This window comes from Pseudoclavibacter sp. CFCC 14310, from assembly GCF_008831165.1.
GTDB lineage: Bacteria > Actinomycetota > Actinomycetes > Actinomycetales > Microbacteriaceae > Pseudoclavibacter_A.
In genome coordinates this window covers 232638-249108 of record NZ_WBKC01000002.1, presented here as the reverse complement: position 1 = coordinate 249108, position 16471 = coordinate 232638, and the positions used below count along the sequence as shown (strand labels likewise).

The window sequence follows — 16471 nt, the reverse complement described above, 5'->3', positions numbered from 1 at the left end:
CTCGCGGTAATCCTAGCCAACCGCGCACACGAGTGGCATGAGAAGACACCGGCAGCGTCCACAGCCCCTGCGGAGACAGCGACGCAGAGGAGTGATCCTGCTCGACGAGGAAGGTCTCCTCTGGGGGTGGACCGGCGAGGCTTTCGCTGGCTTCCCTGACACGTCCAGGACACCCGCCTCGGTCACTGTGCCCGCAGTGATCGTCCACGGCGGTGGGCATCGCCTCATCGAGGACGTCTCCGTCACTGACCCTCTGCAGCAGGTATCCCCCGAGGGCGGACGAACAGTCTGGGCCGTCCACGCCATCGGAGACGACGAAATGGGCTTCTGGGCGCTCTTTGATACCGAAGCCGAAGCACAACAGCGGGCACAGGGAGCGAACCGCGACCTCTTCGCGCGTCTGACGCTTCGGAGGTCTCAGCATGACTGAAGACATCCTCTTCTGGTCGACCCCGATGGGCTACGTCAGTGGCTTTCCAGAGCTCCAGGCGCTCTGGCAGCATTGGCACCCGAGCTCTCAGCCGACCGGCGATCGGGAAGACTGGCTGGAAGCCGTCCTGCGGCTGGACACCCTCCTGAACGTGCATCCCAGGGAGCATGTTTGGGTCCGCACGACCACTGAGCGCCAGGCCGTGAACGCGGCAACGGGCGAGGTCTGCACGGATGCCGGTCGTCTCGCTCGCATGAAGCTCGTCGGTCCGGTCGCCAATGTCGGACACCTCTCGCAGTCGTATCTCAGCGATCCCCGTCTGGCAGGTGAGAGAGTCGTGGACAGCTACTGGGCAGAGCCGGTGTTTCTCGCTCATGCCGGGCGCCCGGTCATCCGCACCACGTGTGGGGAAGGTCAGGGGTTCCCTGCGACGAAGGACACCATCAACGCACTGGCTCCTGGCCGAGTCTGCGTCAAAGACATCGACCCGAAGATGAGTTTCTTCACCACCACGTCGCCGTTCGACAGCCATGACTTCTTCAGCAAGATCAGCATGTGGTCGCTCGACCGCCCTGGTGCACTCCTAGTGCAGCCGTGGGTGCCGTTGAGCGCCGAGTACAGGATCTTCGTTGTGGGGCACGAGGTCGTGACCGGCGCGGGCTGCATCGAGCACCTCACCCCGCTCGATGCGATCGCACGTCCGTTCGATCCGAGGGTTGAGCGCACTCGGGGTGTGTCTCCCGTCTTCGAGGCACCGGAGCTGGTGGCACGGTATCTGCAATGGGCGGAGAGCTACACGACTGCTTGGCGGGAAGCACATTCCACCTGTGGCGACTACGTCGTGGATGTCGCACTGAAAACAGACACCGATGAAGTCGTTGCCATCGAGATGAACGGACTGCACAACTCTGGGCTGTACGCATCTGATGTGCGTGCACTGTTCGAAGAATGGTGCCGTTAAGGGCTGCCAGTGGCTCCGTTGGGAACTTGTATGCTCTCTCTCGCTAGGTCGAGAGCATAACATTCCAGAAAACCACCAGACAACCCCCAAAACCCGTGAAAACCATGTGTGGGACGCGATCGAAGGCCACCCGCGCCACAGAAACGGACCGAACCGCAGAAGCCGCACACCGGGACCGAAAACCTTTAGGCTCTCCCCCGGCTCGCACGGGGAGAGCCTAACACATTTCCGCCGTCACCGCTGTCACCACCCTGTCACCATCCCTCCGGTGACGCTACATCCCAGTAAACATAAGGGCAGTAGGGGTCTGTCACCGCTGTCACCGCATTTGGGGGACACCCCCTCCAGATGAGAGGAAGAGAGGGAGGGAGAGCCCCCTATATATCTCTCTCTTACATGAGGTCTACAAAAAGTGGTGACAGTGGTGACAACCCCCTCCTGCCCAGTCCGCAGTAGGGCTTCGCTGTCACCACACCACCGGTGACACCGCGGTGACAGCGGTGACGGCCCACGGCTGGAAGTGGTGTCCTTACAGCGGTGACAGGAGCACAGCGACTGTCATTCCAGCCCACGGCTGGAGCTGATGTCGTTACAGCCGAGATCGGCCCCGGCGCTTCCCACTCGAGAGCACCTCACCGCCGAGGACCACCCCCTCGACAACGCAGAAACAGCCACAGCAGCCTCACCAGCCCACAGCTGAACCCGTCACACCGGAACTACCCCCAGGGCCTCAGCGACGCGCACAGCCCCGCACAGGACATGCTCTCGGCGACGCTCGACCCCCCCAACGCGGAAGTCCCTCGCACGCATACATCCCCGGTATGAAGTTCCTGCTGCGTGAAGACGAAGACGACAACAACAAGCTCATTGACCAGCCGAAGGTCCGCGGGATCGTTTGGGCGCTCACCGGCGTGCTCGCCCTCGGGGTAATCGTCATCCTGGTGAAGAGCGTGCTCGCGTGACGCGCTCGTACGGTCGGGTGATCGGCGTGCCAGGTGGTTCGCTGCAGCACTCCGAGGGGTGGGCTGCGAACGAGGATGTCGCTCGTATCGGACGGACAGGCGAGCTGCGCACAGCCGAGGTGCTGAATCGCCTGGCGATGCGTCCCGGCGGGGCCGACGTGATCCACGACTGCCGCATACCGATCCCAGGGATCAGTGCGAACATCGACCACATCGTGGTCTCCGGCAGCGACGTGTGGCTGATCGACTCCAAAGTCTGGAAACCAGGCTTCTACTGGACGTTCCGGGGCGTGTCCCGACGTGGGGGTGAACGGTTCCCATTCGCGGACAAGAAGACGCTGCCGATGGCGGAGCAGGCTGTCCGTGGCTTCCTGCGCACCGGTGCCCGTGTGCACTGTCTGCTGGTCGTGTGGCCGTCAAACGATCATGCGGTACTTCGTCTCGGGCTCTACCGTCCACGGGGCGCTCGTGCCGTCGCCGGGCCGAGGTTCGCTCGACATCAAACCATCCGCACCAAGCCTGGTCGACAGCAGATCACTGACCGGCTCGCCGAGCTGGTCATTCACGCATAGGTCGGTTCATGGCTGTCAGACCACCTCAGAATGAGACCGACATCGCACCATGGGTGCTCGTAGGGTCCGTGCCGGTCGCCGCGCTCGCCTGGTGGCTGTGGCAGGTGCCTGCCGTCGCACTGCTCTGGATCCTCGTGGTCGCTGCATGCTGGTTCTCACAGCCTCCGATCCTCACGGGCAAGAAAGACCGGACCGGCCGCGTCCAGCCGGCATCTACGGCGGAGCAGAAGTCCATGTCCCGCCACGAAATGTTCCGCGCCGGACGGTTCTCACTCATCGTTCCCCAGATCAGCTCGATCGGCTGGCCGCCGCTCATGGCCTCCATCACCGCACTCCTCACAGGCGTCGCAGCATGGTTCCTCCCGGTGAGCGCCCCATTCCAGGTAGTGTGGCCGCTGTTCCCGGCGCTGAACGCGTGGGGTGCGTTCGCGCTCGCCCTACAAGTGCCGGCCATCGCCCGGCAGTTCGCCGATGATGTCCAGCCACGCCCCGGACTCGATCTGCCCGCGGTCTGGAAGCGACTGACTTCCGGCGACCTGCGCACCACGATCAGTCTCGGCTGTGGAGTCCTCGCAGCCGCATCCGTGGTCGTCGCGGGTTGTGCACTTGGGCCGAAGGTCTCGTTCCTCAGCTCGCTGTTTCTCGGCCTTGCCTGCGTCCCCCTCTCCCTGCAGGTGGGACTCCACCGGCCGGTCATCGCCCACTGGCGGGACATGGTCGATGGGCGCGCACAGTGGGCTCCTCGCTGGGAGGTGCTGAAGCTCGATCCGGCCCCGCGTCTGGTCGACCGTTCCCGGTTACCTGGTGACGTGGCCACCATTGACACGTTCGACGCTCCCCCAGAGGTCGGATCGCGCGGCATGTTCACCCGCCTGCAGGACTTCGAAACCCTCGTCGACCCTGGAACCACCGTCGCTCTGCTCATCGAGCCGAACCTCGACAGCCAGGGGCAGCCAGTGCCGTCGACATCGCATCCGACACGGTTTCGCGTCATCACCTGGTTCACGGACGACTGGCCAGCCGTCTCTGCCGCCGAGACTGACGACGACATCCGCCAGCTGGTCATCGAGACAGTCGCCTCCCGCGCCGCCTACGCAGTGCAGAAGCTCCCGCCGCTCGTCCTCGAGCAGCTGGCCCCGATCACGGACCCTCCCTCTCAGCGAGACACCGACGACGGATTCGACGATACGAGAGCCGCGTTCGGCACAGTGTGGCGCAGCCCAGCCAACCCCGACGTGACCGTCAGCGTACTCATGGAGCTCGGCATTCTCGATCGCGTGGCGGCAGAGCTCGGCTGCGAGATCATTGCCGATCCGGAAAATGACTGCGCATACCTTGGTGCTCTCACCGAACCACCGATCGCTCGCATCCAACCGCGTTGGGTGCACCGGTTCGACGAACTCGCGAAGATCCGCCGCTGGGATCAGCGTTGGACGGACATCGTCAAACAGGGCGGCCGCAAACCGGTACTGCAGCCGTCGACGGAGCGCGAGTACCAGTACCGCCACATCGACCGGAGAACTGGTGCCGCGCGCAGCATCACGGTCGGTACCTGGGGCTTCGTGACACCTCAGGGGGTCACGCCCGCCGAGTTCACGAATCAGGACACTGAGCACAAGCTGAAGACCACGCTGAAGGCAGCACCGTTCGCTTCCGTGCAGCCGTGGAAGGACCCTGCAAGCCGAGATGGTCGCGCCCACTCCGAAGCGTTCATGGTGGTGTCCGTGCCCGCGGGAACAGACCTGCCAACCCTCCCCCAGGACTATGTCCCGGCGGGGCGAGGCAACGAACCGCAGCGGCTCATCCTTGCCGGCTTCCTCTCCCACGCGTTCGACGCCTGCCGTCTCGCTCGCCCGCACCTGACGAAGCTGACCGCTCTGACCACCGCCACGTCGTCCGGCACCATCTGGCGAATGGACATCTTCCTCGGCGCCGGAGTGACTCTCGACGCGCTCCGGAAGCAGTCGGAGAAGATCCGGCAGACCCTCGGCGCCGAATGGCTGATCGTCGACCGCGCGGAAACCGGCCGGGCCACCATCGTCGTCGGCGCAGCCCCCGGTGCTGACGGCATCGAGTACGCGACCCCGGCCGACCGCAACCGCGAGTATGTGACCAGCCTCAACTGGCAGCAGGTCTTCATTGCCGCGAAAGTCGTCAGCGAGAACGGCGCAGTGCCCTCACTCGTCTCAGCGGGTGTCCTCCCCCACAACGATCGTGTACAGGACCTCACCTTCAAGCTGCCGATGGGGCTCGCCCCCGCCGACGTCCGGGAGAAGGTCGGCAAGCTCAGGGCAGCATCCAGCAACGACTTCATCGACATTCGCGACAGCGAAACCGGCCCCGACCATGTCCGCATGCTCGTCTGCCGAGAGAACCCACTGCCGAAAGGCGTGCCGTACGACTTCGAGCTCGTCGATCGCCTCGCAGACGAAGGATGCGTGCCGTTCGCCATGGGGGTCGAAGGCGAGCCCGTCATCTTCGACCCAAAGGACGGTCATGCCATGCTGGCCGGAGTCAGCGGTGCGGGCAAGGCGCAGAGTCTGAGCACGCGACTCCCGGTCCCCATTTCCGAACGATTCCCGGACGGGTGGGCGACCATTGGAACCATTCAGCCCGGGGATCATGTGTACGCACCAGATGGGTCCGTCCAGACGGTTCGGGCGCTTTCACCGATCCGAGAATGCACGGAGTACACCCTCGTGCTCTCCGATGGTCGGCGGGCCCGCTCAGGGGGAAACCATCTGTGGACGGTGCAGACCGCTTCAGCGAGACGAGCTCGCACACCGGGCAGTGCGGCCCGCAGAGACTCCGTCGTGGCAGACGAGCGCGCCAGACTCGCCCAACGGCTCCGAGGCATGGCTGAGCAGACGCCAGCCGGACAGGTGGCAACACGTCAGACTATCGCGCAGATCTCTGGGGTCTCGTTGAGTGCAGTCTGCCGCATCCTCCCGGAAAGCCTCGCGCTCGCTGGGACGGTCACGACCAGGAGGCCCGCCAGCCTGTATGACGCGCGAGACGCCCGACAAGCCGTTATCGAGCACGGGCGGCTCTGTCCCCCACTGACCGAATCTGTGACGGTCTCGCAGCTGTCCGAGCTGTTGTTCGGTGAGAGCGATTCACGCAACCGCAGGAAAACGGTGAGAGGTTGGTTGAGAGGGCTCGACCCTGTCGGAGTCAGTGAGGTCCAGCGTCAGCGGGTCTCCGTCTACCCAGTCGATGAGGCCCTGACCCTGCTCGCAGATTCGGTCGAACACCGCACACGAACCTTGCAGCCCCTGAACTCGATCGTCAGCATGCAGGAGATCGTGGAAGCAGGAGTGCTCGATTCGCGGGGAGCTCACAACTGGGCGATCCAGATTGCAAGCTCGCTACAGGGGCAGGATTTGGATCTACCCGTTGCCCCGTACACGCTCGGAGCGTGGCTCGGTGACGGAAGCAAACGCGGCCCCTCGATTACTGGACTGGACGAAGGTGTTCTGCACAACGTCCTCACTGATGGCTACGTCCTGCGGCGTACGGAGGGAAAGTCCGGCGATAGTCGGGCGGTAACTTGGCACTTCGATGGCCTCCGTCCTGATCTGGTGAGCGCAGGCTTCACCTTGAACCCTGACAGCCCAGCAAAGCAGAAGTGGATCCCAAGGGTCTACCAGCGCGCGTCAAAAGCACAGCGCCTGGCCCTGCTGCAAGGACTCATGGACACAGATGGCACAGTGGACGTCAACGGGGCGTGTGAGATCTGCCTGACAGACGAGCGCCTCATACAGGATGTCCTCGAGCTCATCCGAGGGCTCGGGATTCGCGCATCACTCACCACAGCGAGTGCCGGATACACCCGCAGTGACGGCACCCGCAAGATGACGGGCAACCGGTACCGCATCGCGTTTACAACGCTGGAGCCTGTGTTCCGGCTGACTCGAAAGCTTGAACGACTGGAGACTCGGGTAAGCGAGCGCACTGGGCACGACCTCGTATTCGTCACTGACATCATCGAAGGTGACGTCGTGCCCATGCGCTGCCTGATGGTCACCGGGGAGCATCACACCTACCTCACTGAGGACCTGGTACCGACCCACAACTCTGTGCTCGCTCAGACGTTCCTGACTTCTGCGGCTGCTCACGGCGAGATCATCTACGTAATCGACCCGATGAAAGGTGGCGCTGACTTCAACTTCGTGCGCCCCTACGCTGCAGCATTCGCAGACTCCATCGAGACCGCCGCTGCCGCGCTCAAATGTGTCTACGCCCAGGTGGTCGAGCGTAAGAATCTGAACGCCGCTCACGGTGCCCCGTCGTTCAGTGACCTGCCGGAGGCCTTGCGCCCCAAGCGGATATGGGTGATGGTCGACGAGTTCACCAGCCTGCTTGGGAAGGAGCCCGTGCCTGATGCTTCGTCGGACCCGGAGGAGATGGCTGAACGGGACCGCATGATGCATCTCAACCAGGACAAGGCCAGCATCGGCATCCTGACCGGGAAGATCGCGCGGGAGGCACGGTCAGCGGGTGTGACCCTGCTGCTTGGCACGCAGAAGCTCTCGGCAAAGACTCTTGACGCGATACCTGGTGGGGACCTGAAAACGAACCTCGCCAGAAGCCTGCTGGGCAAAGCCTCCTACGGCGACAAGATGTCTGCCCTGCGCAACCCCGACGATGCCCCCGAGCTCGGTGCCTTCATTCCGAAGGGGCGTGGCCTCTGGGAGCCGCTTGTCGGCCCGACGCAGGTGATCCAGGTCTGGTACGCCCCTCAGGAAGAGTTAGCACGTCAGCTCGCAGCTCGGCGTGACCCACTTCCGGACGATGAGCGTTCGAATCTCGAAGCGTTCATCCGTAAGGAGAGTGGTCCCCGCCTCGGCGTCCTGGAGGAAGACGACGGCACGACCCCCGTTGAGGTCGTGAACGAGACACCGGTCATTGAGGATGTCGGCATTGTCGAGGAGGTCGACATCGCTGACGACCTCGCAAGCTTCTTCAATGACGTGGCGTCACCAGAGACCGATCCTGAGCCCACATCGGAATCGTCTTCAGCGAACCCAGCTGCGGCGCCAGAGACCTACGACGACTTCTGATCCCGCTCACTGCTGGCAGCGGTCCAGGACACCAGCCATAGCGTCACGCTCCGAATTGGTGACCCAGAGCCCGTACTTCGCTTTCACCATGACCTGGCGCTCGACGTACTGGCAGTGGAAGGCGGTGTTCGCCGGGAGCCATTCGCCGGCGTCTTTGTCGCTCTTCGCCTGGTTGGTCGGGCCGTCGACGGCGAGCAGGTTCAGCGGGTCGTTGGCGAGCTGGACCCGGCGTTCCTGGCTGAGGTTGCGGGCACCGGACTGCCAGGCGTTCTTCAACGGCACGAGATGGTCGATCTGCACCGCAGATGAGGTTGCCCGGCCGCGCTGGTAGTCGATCCCCCGGGCGGTGTACGGGTCTTCGAGGTGCCCGGAGACCACGGTGCACTTGCCATCCTTGCTGACGGCGGTGAGGTCTCGGGCGAGGATGTCGTTGCGGGTGTCGCAGCCGTTGCCGTCGACGTCCTGCCAGGCCGGGCCGAACTGGCCCTCCCGGTTGTAGTCGTCACCACGGTCATCACCGCGAACCGGCAGGCCACCGAGCGTGTCTTTCACCTGACTGACGTCGAAGCCGAGTTCTGAGCCCCGCACCTGAGAGGTCTGATCGCCTTGCCCAGCGATCGTGGTGGCGGCGTCGGCGACAACCTTCGAGCCGTTGGAGAGCACGTCGCGGCCCGTGCCGAACAGGTCCCCGAGAGTGCCCTGCGTCTGCGGGTCGCTCCAGGTGGTGCCGACTGCCTGCTTCAGCGCGTCAAGGGCGCCGAGCTTCATGCTGCCGAGGCCTGCCGCGACGATGACGGCCACCAGGATGACGACGAACTTTGCACTCAGATGCTTCATGTCCCGTCATGTGCGCGGGCAGCACACATCACTGGTCATGAGCGAGCACATCCGTGGCAAAGACATCGGCATCACCCCGGGTAAAGGCACCCCCGGCAGTTTCGCGGAGAAGCTGCAGAGCACGCCGGAGGTGTCGCTTGCGCCTCACGCACTGAACGTCAGCAAGACCGCACAGCAGCAGCGGGCGAAGGCACTCGCTGACAGTAGCCGCTCCGTCGGCGCAGCAGCAGCGTCGACTTCGCTTGACCCGTCGGACACCCGTGGCATCAAGCGGTGGTGGTCGGGGTCGTTCATCTCGGCAGAGCACGAGGCCGCCGGCGCTGGTTTCGAGAAGATGCCCGACGACTACACGCCCGGGCAGACTTCTGGGCGGGCGCTGTCCGGCAACCGCCGCACCCACCGCATGAAATACGAGGGCGCGGGTGTCACTCTTCGGATGCCGAGCGCGACTGCGATCCGCCGCTATTCGGCGACGCACGGGCACCGCACGTTCGACGTGCCGGTTTCGGCGACCATCAACGGCCGCCAGGTGAGCTCATGGGTGCGAGTGACCGAGCATGAGCCTCGAGTCTGGTCGACGAAAGCTCTCGGTTTCGCCCCGAACGACCAGGTGGGGCTGAAGCTCGCGGAGGCTGCCAACGCCGTCCTCGAGTCGCGTCGCCCTCGAACCGCGCTCAGCTCGGTGCGCTCGCTGATGAACCGTCGGCGACAGCGTGCCAAGCAGATGGGCGTGCCTCTCAAGCCGCTGTCTCAGCGTCGAAGCTTCATCAGCGAGGCCGGCTACGACAAGGCACGAGGCGTGCTCGCCATGCGGATGGGCGGGTCAGTCTACGGCTACAAGGTTTCGGAGCAGACGGCGTCTCAGATCCTGAACGCTCGCTCCCCCGGTGAACGCTACAACGCGATCATCAAAGGCCGCGCCCGCCGGGCGAAAGTCGAACTCGACCCGGTCACCGGTCGGGTCTTCGACCCCGATCAGACGAAGCGTCGTTTTGGGGTCAGACAGCAGGACCGCGCGGGTGTGAAACCGGTAAACATCCTCGACCGGGATGCTGCCATCAGCTGACGTCTATTCCGTTGCGGGTGTTACGGGACTATATGCGTCGTAACACCGTGCAATCGGGCCGCGCACATGCCAGCGCGGAGGGGGCACATCGGCTTCAAATCCGCGTATGTGCGCGGAGCCTGACCGTGCCCAGACGCCATGGCCGAGACAACATCACCGTACCGTGCGATCAACGACCAATACGACCAGCAAGCCAAAGACCTCGTCTGCGCCTACTACACAGGCTCCCAGACACCCGATCAGGAGCGACATGTGCGCGGCCAGCTCGCGGCAATCGTCATCCAGGCGAGAGTGGCAGAGCAGGTCGTCTTCGGACGCTATCGGTTCTCAGGCCAGGTCGGCCATGACCTGGTGGATGAGATCGTCTTCGACATTGAGAAGAAGATCGCGGCTATCCGTGACACAGCACGGTCTCATTCGACACTCGATCTGGAGATGATCCGCTCCGGGCGGTCGCTGCTGGGGTGGGCACGGCAGATGATGAAGATGACCGCCCTGTCCAAGCATCGGGATATTCGAGCTCGCGCCGCAAAATCGGAGACCTTCACCGGCATCATCCGCGAGGACCCGTCGGAATCGCAGCGTGCCGGCGCCGCAAGCATCCGACTGGAGTCGGCACTGGCCACCGACGACGAGACCGCCTCAGATGACCAGCGGTTCGACCAGGCACTGGACACCTTCGATCGGATGCTCACGTCTACGGACCGGCGCCCGAGAGAGCTGATGCATCCCGCCGCTGTCGGAGTCCTCACCTACCTGGGGATCTCCGGCCGGCCTGTCGCCACCGTAGACGGTCGACGAGCGCTGGAGCGTTTGCTGCAGACGACACCGTCGCTGCCGCTTGAGTCACTGGCCGCGTGGGTTGCCCTTGTCGAAGGGACCATGACCGCCAGCCAGCAGAGCAGTATCCCGGACCTTGCCCTGCGGTTCTGGGACGGGCTGACACTCGCTGAGGCTTCCACGCTCCTGGAATCAGGGCCTCGCACGACGGCTCTGGTGATGCGGGGGTTCATCGCCGGTGCGATCCGACCGAACGATGAGCAGATCGCCCAGATCGCTGACGCCGCGAGCGCGCTGCTGCCTGAGTCGGCTGAGGAGTCGGTGCCGGAGGCAGTTTCCGCGGTAATCGCTACGAGGTGCTCGCGGGTGCGCGCTGACGGTTCGCTCAGCCCGCTGCGGGAGTCGCAGCAGTGGGATGACCTGCGAGTAGACCTTGCGCTGAAGAGGGTGGCCACCTGCCTGGGCGCCGGCGGTCGTATCGAGCGGATCGAGGAGATGGTTGTCCGTCTCGCCTTGTCAGTCGCGGGCCTTGCAATCTGACATACGTGCCTGAACGAGACGTATCGAGTGGGGGTCAAGGTCGAATCCGATGGCCTCGGCCCCCAGCTCGTCAGCTGCCTGCAGAGTCGTACCTGACCCGCAGAATGGGTCCAGGACGACTTGCCCAGGACGCACCAGTAGGCTCACCAGCCAGCGCATCACAGCACGGGGCTTCACCGTGAGATGCCCGGCCCCGTCGACGGTGGGTCGCTCGCTCTTGGCAGCCTTGGATGCGTAGAACACCTGGTCCACCACGCTCGGGAACATGTGGGCGACCTGCCTGGGGCGCCCGGTGATGACCAGATCGTCGATGAGCTCACGTGTGGTTCCTGCGCCGTCGTCGACGAGGATTGCGTTCGTCGGGAACCGTCCGAGCGCGTGCGTAGAGCTCGCCGTTTCTCTGGTGCCGAGGGGCAGAACATCAGTCGACTGACCCGGCATACGTCCGAGTTTCTCATCGGTCGGCACCCGGCACTGGTCGATCTGCAGGGTACCGGTCCCCCACTGGGCGACACCGTCGGGCATGTTCGTGGCGAACGGTTTACCTGCCAGGCAGATCGGCTCATGCGCCGGTTTCAGCCTGGAGTGCGTGCCGGCGTACTCGTGTGCCAGGTCTGGGCGGCCGGTCTTCACGAACACACGGTCGAAGGAAAGCCCTTTCGTCATGCCGGAGGCGTACAGCCACATCAGCTGATCTCGGACGACGAGTCCGGCATCCTCGATCGCGCAGGCCAACCGATGGTATGTTTTCGAGGCGCCGAATGCTGCGAGGTGCCCGCCGGGCTTCAGCACTCGGGCACACTGCTCCCAGACGTCTGGGTCGAACGCGATGCCGTGGTCATCCCAGTGCAGTCCGGGCTTCTGCGTCTGCCCGATCTCGTAGGGCGGGTCGGTGATGATCACGTCAACGCTCGAGTCGTCGAGCTCCCGCATCAGCTGCCGGCAATCACCTTGTGTCGCACACCATCCCATGCCGACACCTATGCGGGTGAGGTGGCACCTGCCTGTTCACGCGCAATGATGTCCTGACGGTTCGTGGAGGCCCGGGCCAGGAACTCTTTCGACAGACGGATCTCCACCGGCGCGGACCGTCCTGCGAGGTCGGTGATGATGAACACGGACCCCCGGACGATCTCGCTGGTACCGTCAGAATTCCGGCGGCGCAGCGACGCCATGGACGACCAGTTGACGACCTGGCTGCCATCCGAGCCGCCACGCATCGGTTTCTCCATGATCCGCTGGACGACGTCAGGAGTGGGTTCGATTCTGGCGACCTGCAGGGCGGCGATGGCCTCGTTCCTCTCACGGATGTGACCGATGGCGACACGCGAGACATGGGGGCCGAGACCAGCTCGGATGGCACCGGTGATGTCTTGGGAGAAGAAGACAGGCAGCACTCGCATCGAACGGCAGAGACGACCGGCCTCCTCGGCTGCTTCGGGGCTCGTGTTCGTCAGCAGCCATGACTCATCCTGCAGGATCACGCCGTCACGGTTTGTCAGACTCATCATCGCTCCGACGAACATCATCTTCACCACTGCAACGCCGATGCGCTCGTTCAGGTTCCTGTGGGCGTTCGGGTTCGTGGGGAGGGTCAGTCGAGTCTTCCCGAGCTTCAGGAGGGTGGTGCCGTCGTAGGAGCCGAGCGCCGCAGACTCTGGGTGAATGCCGAAGAATGAGCCGAAAAGCGAGCTGTCCTGCTTCAGCTGGAAGATCGGCATCACCATCTCTTTTGACGCCTTGCCGTCTTTGTAGGCGTATGCGAGCGCCTCTCCGGTGCATTTCGCGCCGCGCTGACGCACGCCGTAGGAGATGGCGCTGTTGAGCTCCCGCTCGTAGCGTTCCGGCTCCTCAGCCCATGGGCGGATCTGCAGGATTGTGGCGGCGGCGGTGTCGATCTGTTCCTGCGGGTTGTCGACGGAGAAGCGCAGCGGGTCGAGGGCGCCGTCCGATGAGGCAAGGTCGTCCATGGAGATGACCTGGCCGCCTGAGGCGATGACTGCAGCGGTGTGGTCTGACCCGTACTTGGGGTCGACGATGATGTTCGGGACCGACATGCGGCTGAATTGGTCGGCCATGTTCAGCAGCATCATGGTTTTGCCTGACCCGGAGCCTGCTGCCACGAGGAAGATCGGCGGTACGTCTTCGTCGGCCACGGCGGTGGGGCTCAGCCAGACCGGCTGACGGTCGTTCTGGGTGAACCCCATGCAGATGCCTGATTCGTCGCCGACCGCCGACTGTGACAGCACTCCGGAGTACGCGACCGTCGTGGATGGCAGATCCTCCAGATTTGGGTTGGATCGCCACGGGCTGGCAAGTTGCGACTCCATCCAGGCGACGTCTTGACGGTCGCTCATGGCGTTCATGGAGAAGACTGTGTTCATGCTGATGTCTTCGAGGTCGGCGACTTGCCCGGGGATGGCACAGACGATCGACGTGTCCACCAGAGTCGGAGGTGCGGAGCCTGCCGCGGAGTACGCCTGGTCGATCGACTCCAGCTCGGCGAGCTTCTGCTCCAGCTCGTCTTTGGAGAGCTTGCCGGCTGACTGTCGGTCACGGATGTCGCCACGGTACTGGACGATCTGCCCTCGCACCTCCGAGCGGGTGATCTTCGGCGGCTCCACCAGCCCCCGGATGGAGATCATCGGAGCGCCGACGTCCTGCAGCGCCATCGCCCAGCGCACCCATGACTGGGTCTCCGAGGTGTATTTCAGGTCGAAGTCTCCGACGGCGGCGAACGTCAAAGGTCGCTGCCCCTCGATGTCGTCCCAGAGCTCTGGCTTGTCGAACCCCATCAGCTCGGCAGCCCGGGTCGCTCGACTGTCGGTGAAGAATCTGACGTGGTCGCGGTACGGCACGAAGGGGATGTCGGGGTTCCGTCCGAAGTTCCACCACCCATTCGCGAGTTTGAAGTCACGATCGCGCATGTCGAGCAGTCCGGCGCGTTCGAGGGCGGCGTTCACCTTCTGATAGTCGGCCTCAAAGTCTGAGATCGGCACTCCGCCGGAGACCATGGTGTCGACGACAGACTCGATCGCCTCTTTGAAACCACGGCTGGCGAACTTATTGTTCAGCCGGACACCGAACAGCACGACCTTCTCCTGGGTGACGACGTCTCCGTGAGATTCCACGAGATAGTCGTGAATGGGATGGCCGATCGGCGGCTGGAAGAATCTGGGCACGACCACACTGATCAGATGAAACTGCCGGTAGCGGCCCTTGTTCATGCCGCGTTTTGACCCGCTGACGCTGGCGAGTGATGCGCAGGCCTCGAAGGCGTTGTCGAGCACACGCTGCGCGGCGAGGGCGTCCTCGACGGTCTTCGCGTCACGGATCGGCGCCAGCGGCACGCGCTTGTACAGCCAGACGTCATTGCTGATGCCTTGGATGATGCCGTTCTTTCGGCGGGAACGGACTGTAGTCGGCCATGATGGGTGGACGACTGGCTGGTGCATGCCGCCGGCGTTTGAGTGTTTGCTCAAAGGTTGCTCCTCTACTGCGCATCCATCGGCACCGACGGATCAGGCTGCTGCTGATCGGTGGGTGCTTGGGCGGGCTGTGTCGGCTGGGTCTTCGCCTGGTCGGAGTCCTTCTTGATCTGGCGGCCGGTGACAGCGTTCTGGTAGGGCTCAAGGTCGGGCCCGGTGCCGGTGGCACCCCAGGCCACGACTCTCGGGCTGGCGGTGTTCGCGTTCTCAATGAGCACGTCGAGCGTCTGCTTCTGCCCCTTCGAGTCGACTTCGCGCGGGTCCTGACCGTCCCATGCGACCTTCATCTCGACCTGAGCGATCACCGTCGACGGGTTCTGCTGTGACTCGTAGGTCTTGTCCTTGAGCGTCGGCTTGTACGCCGCCTTCTGAATCATCGTGGAGACAGAGCCGACCTTCGCGAGCGTCATGTACGTGTGACTGGCGTCCTGATCCCCGACCGCCAGACGCAGTGTCGCCGAGTCCCCTGAGGTGTAGGCCTTCGCCCAGTTGTTGACGGCCTCGCTCATGGCATCGGTCTTCGTGGTCTCGACGGTGTCCATCCACGGACCTTTCGTCGACCACCCGCTCGACGACGGTGCGACCGGGAATGCCGACGGCGTGCCGACCGCTTCAGACTGGCCATTGCCGTCGACCGCGACGGTCACGTCAGCCTCGTACACCTGACCGGCCTTGTCGACGAGGGTGAACCGGTGCATCTCCACCGTGTAGTCCTTCTCACCCCAGGCCTGCAGCACCTGCTGCGAGACACTCTTGTCCTGGCTCTTCGTGGAGAAGCCGTCCCAGGAGACGACCGTCGCACCCGGCAGCGGCGAAGGGTCACCGGACAGCCATTTCTGCATTGTCAGCCATGCCGTGGCCTTCCCGACAGAGTCCACCTGGTCGGCCACCTGCACTGCGGCGCTGCCGAAATTCGGGTCCATGACCTTCGTCGCGAGACTCAGGTCGACGACAAGCACAATCGGCATACCGATCAGGGACGCCCAGGCCAGCAGCCGATAGCGCTTGCGCCACTTCGGCTGTTTCGCGTTGACCGGGGACTGCTCATCCGGCACCTCGACAAGCCCTGCACCCTGCCAGGGTGTTTCCGCTGCGTCGCGAGTCCGTGTCTTCGCGCTTGCCTCCGTGGCCTTCTTCTGCTTCTTCGATCTGGCCACGGGGTTCAGTCCTCCTCGAGGGCGCTCACGAAGCTGTCCTCGTAGTCACCTGGAACGTGGTCCACCGCAGCGGGAGCGGCCACCGGCTCTGGTGCTCTGCTCGCATCGCTCTCCGGGGGTGTCGGCACGACACCGCGAGCAAATTCGACTGCCGCCTGCGCCGTGGCGATCGCCTGCGGTGACAGACGAGAGAGAACCTGCGCCGTACGTCGGGCAGCCTGGGTGTCGGCCTGCGGGAGTCGTCCACCGTCTGTTGCGCCGAGTGCCTCCAGCACAGACCAGACAGCCTTGATCCCGTCTCGCTCCAGCGACAGCACCTCCAGCGCAAGGTCGAGCGGGTCCACCGCAGCCAGACGAATGACGTCGGCGATCGGCGTCACTTTCTCGTCGGAAAGGAGAATGCGCGAGATCAGCTCGCTCGCATCCGGGGCATCTGGTCGTGCGACCCCGAGCGCGACTGCTGCGACAGTGACCACCTCATGCGGAACGACAGCGCGGTCGAGGGCTTTCGTGAGGTCAACGATCGTGCGGATCGAACGTCGGGTCAGTGTCTTCTGGGGCTGGTCGCTCATGTTCTCCTCCATCGGGTGGTGCTACACGCGGTACCTATGCGTA

12 protein-coding genes are annotated in these 16471 nt (G+C 64.0%); 7 read left to right on the top strand and 5 right to left on the bottom strand.

What is annotated here, in order from left to right; translation table 11 throughout:
- Window positions 1-91 precede the first annotated feature (91 nt).
- From F8O06_RS04855 to F8O06_RS04840, 5 genes are all read left to right on the top strand, one after another.
- On the top strand, window positions 92-430 hold the full coding sequence (locus F8O06_RS04855) for a hypothetical protein (protein WP_158037786.1): 339 nt from the start codon (window positions 92-94) through the stop codon (window positions 428-430).
- A complete protein-coding gene (locus tag F8O06_RS04850) occupies window positions 423-1391 on the top strand; it encodes an ATP-grasp domain-containing protein (RefSeq protein ID WP_158037785.1) in 969 nt (322 codons plus the stop codon). The genes F8O06_RS04855 and F8O06_RS04850 overlap by 8 nt, the downstream gene beginning before the upstream one ends.
- Window positions 1392-2212: 821 nt before the next feature.
- Window positions 2213-2353: a hypothetical protein gene (locus tag F8O06_RS12175; protein WP_192496668.1), complete on the top strand. Its 141-nt coding sequence runs from the start codon at window positions 2213-2215 to the stop codon at window positions 2351-2353.
- Window positions 2350-2925, top strand: a complete 576-nt coding sequence (locus tag F8O06_RS04845) for a nuclease-related domain-containing protein (RefSeq protein ID WP_225733404.1) — start codon at window positions 2350-2352, stop codon at window positions 2923-2925. The genes F8O06_RS12175 and F8O06_RS04845 overlap by 4 nt, the downstream gene beginning before the upstream one ends.
- Before the next feature lie 8 nt (window positions 2926-2933).
- A complete protein-coding gene (locus F8O06_RS04840; protein ID WP_158037783.1) occupies window positions 2934-7988 on the top strand; it encodes an LAGLIDADG family homing endonuclease in 5055 nt (1684 codons plus the stop codon).
- Window positions 7989-7994: 6 nt separating this feature from the next.
- On the opposite strand, the gene F8O06_RS04835 is transcribed toward F8O06_RS04840, so the two are convergent.
- Window positions 7995-8825, bottom strand: coding sequence for an HNH endonuclease family protein (locus tag F8O06_RS04835; RefSeq protein ID WP_225733403.1), 831 nt, complete (start codon window positions 8823-8825; stop codon window positions 7995-7997).
- A 37-nt stretch (window positions 8826-8862) separates the two neighbouring features.
- Here F8O06_RS04835 and F8O06_RS04830 point away from each other — a divergent pair, with 37 nt between their 5' ends.
- Window positions 8863-9891 carry a KTSC domain-containing protein gene (locus F8O06_RS04830; RefSeq protein ID WP_158037782.1) on the top strand — a complete coding sequence of 343 codons (1029 nt, stop codon included), beginning with the start codon at window positions 8863-8865 and terminating at the stop codon, window positions 9889-9891.
- 138 nt (window positions 9892-10029) lie between these two features.
- Entirely contained in the window at window positions 10030-11211 is a 1182-nt protein-coding gene (locus tag F8O06_RS04825) for a hypothetical protein (protein ID WP_158037781.1), read from the top strand.
- Here F8O06_RS04825 and F8O06_RS04820 read toward each other — a convergent pair.
- The 4 genes from F8O06_RS04820 to F8O06_RS04805 are packed head-to-tail and all read right to left on the bottom strand — an operon-like array spanning window position 11188 to window position 16428.
- Window positions 11188-12144 carry a DNA-methyltransferase gene (locus tag F8O06_RS04820; protein ID WP_192496841.1) on the bottom strand — a complete coding sequence of 319 codons (957 nt, stop codon included), beginning with the start codon at window positions 12142-12144 and terminating at the stop codon, window positions 11188-11190. The two genes, F8O06_RS04825 and F8O06_RS04820, sit on opposite strands and share 24 nt — an antisense overlap.
- 47 nt (window positions 12145-12191) lie before the next feature.
- Window positions 12192-14693, bottom strand: a complete 2502-nt coding sequence (locus F8O06_RS04815) for an ATP-binding protein (RefSeq protein WP_158037779.1) — start codon at window positions 14691-14693, stop codon at window positions 12192-12194.
- 11 nt (window positions 14694-14704) lie between these two features.
- Window positions 14705-15856, bottom strand: coding sequence for a hypothetical protein (locus tag F8O06_RS04810; protein WP_158037778.1), 1152 nt, complete (start codon window positions 15854-15856; stop codon window positions 14705-14707).
- A gap of 5 nt (window positions 15857-15861) precedes the next feature.
- Complete coding sequence (locus F8O06_RS04805) at window positions 15862-16428, bottom strand: hypothetical protein (RefSeq protein WP_158037777.1); 567 nt, start codon at window positions 16426-16428, stop codon at window positions 15862-15864.
- Window positions 16429-16471 lie beyond the last annotated feature (43 nt).

What these genes read in the sequence shown, in the direction of transcription:
- F8O06_RS04830 (WP_158037782.1), top strand. Translation starts at nt 8,863, where the DNA reads ATGAGCGAGCACATCCGTGGCAAAGACATCGGCATCACCCCGGGTAAA.
- F8O06_RS04820 (WP_192496841.1), bottom strand. Translation starts at nt 12,144, where the DNA reads ATGCGGGAGCTCGACGACTCGAGCGTTGACGTGATCATCACCGACCCG.
- F8O06_RS04825 (WP_158037781.1), top strand. Translation starts at nt 10,030, where the DNA reads ATGGCCGAGACAACATCACCGTACCGTGCGATCAACGACCAATACGAC.
- F8O06_RS04805 (WP_158037777.1), bottom strand. Translation starts at nt 16,428, where the DNA reads ATGAGCGACCAGCCCCAGAAGACACTGACCCGACGTTCGATCCGCACG.
- F8O06_RS04835 (WP_225733403.1), bottom strand. Translation starts at nt 8,825, where the DNA reads ATGAAGCATCTGAGTGCAAAGTTCGTCGTCATCCTGGTGGCCGTCATC.
- F8O06_RS12175 (WP_192496668.1), top strand. Translation starts at nt 2,213, where the DNA reads ATGAAGTTCCTGCTGCGTGAAGACGAAGACGACAACAACAAGCTCATT.
- F8O06_RS04840 (WP_158037783.1), top strand. Translation starts at nt 2,934, where the DNA reads ATGGCTGTCAGACCACCTCAGAATGAGACCGACATCGCACCATGGGTG.
- F8O06_RS04850 (WP_158037785.1), top strand. Translation starts at nt 423, where the DNA reads ATGACTGAAGACATCCTCTTCTGGTCGACCCCGATGGGCTACGTCAGT.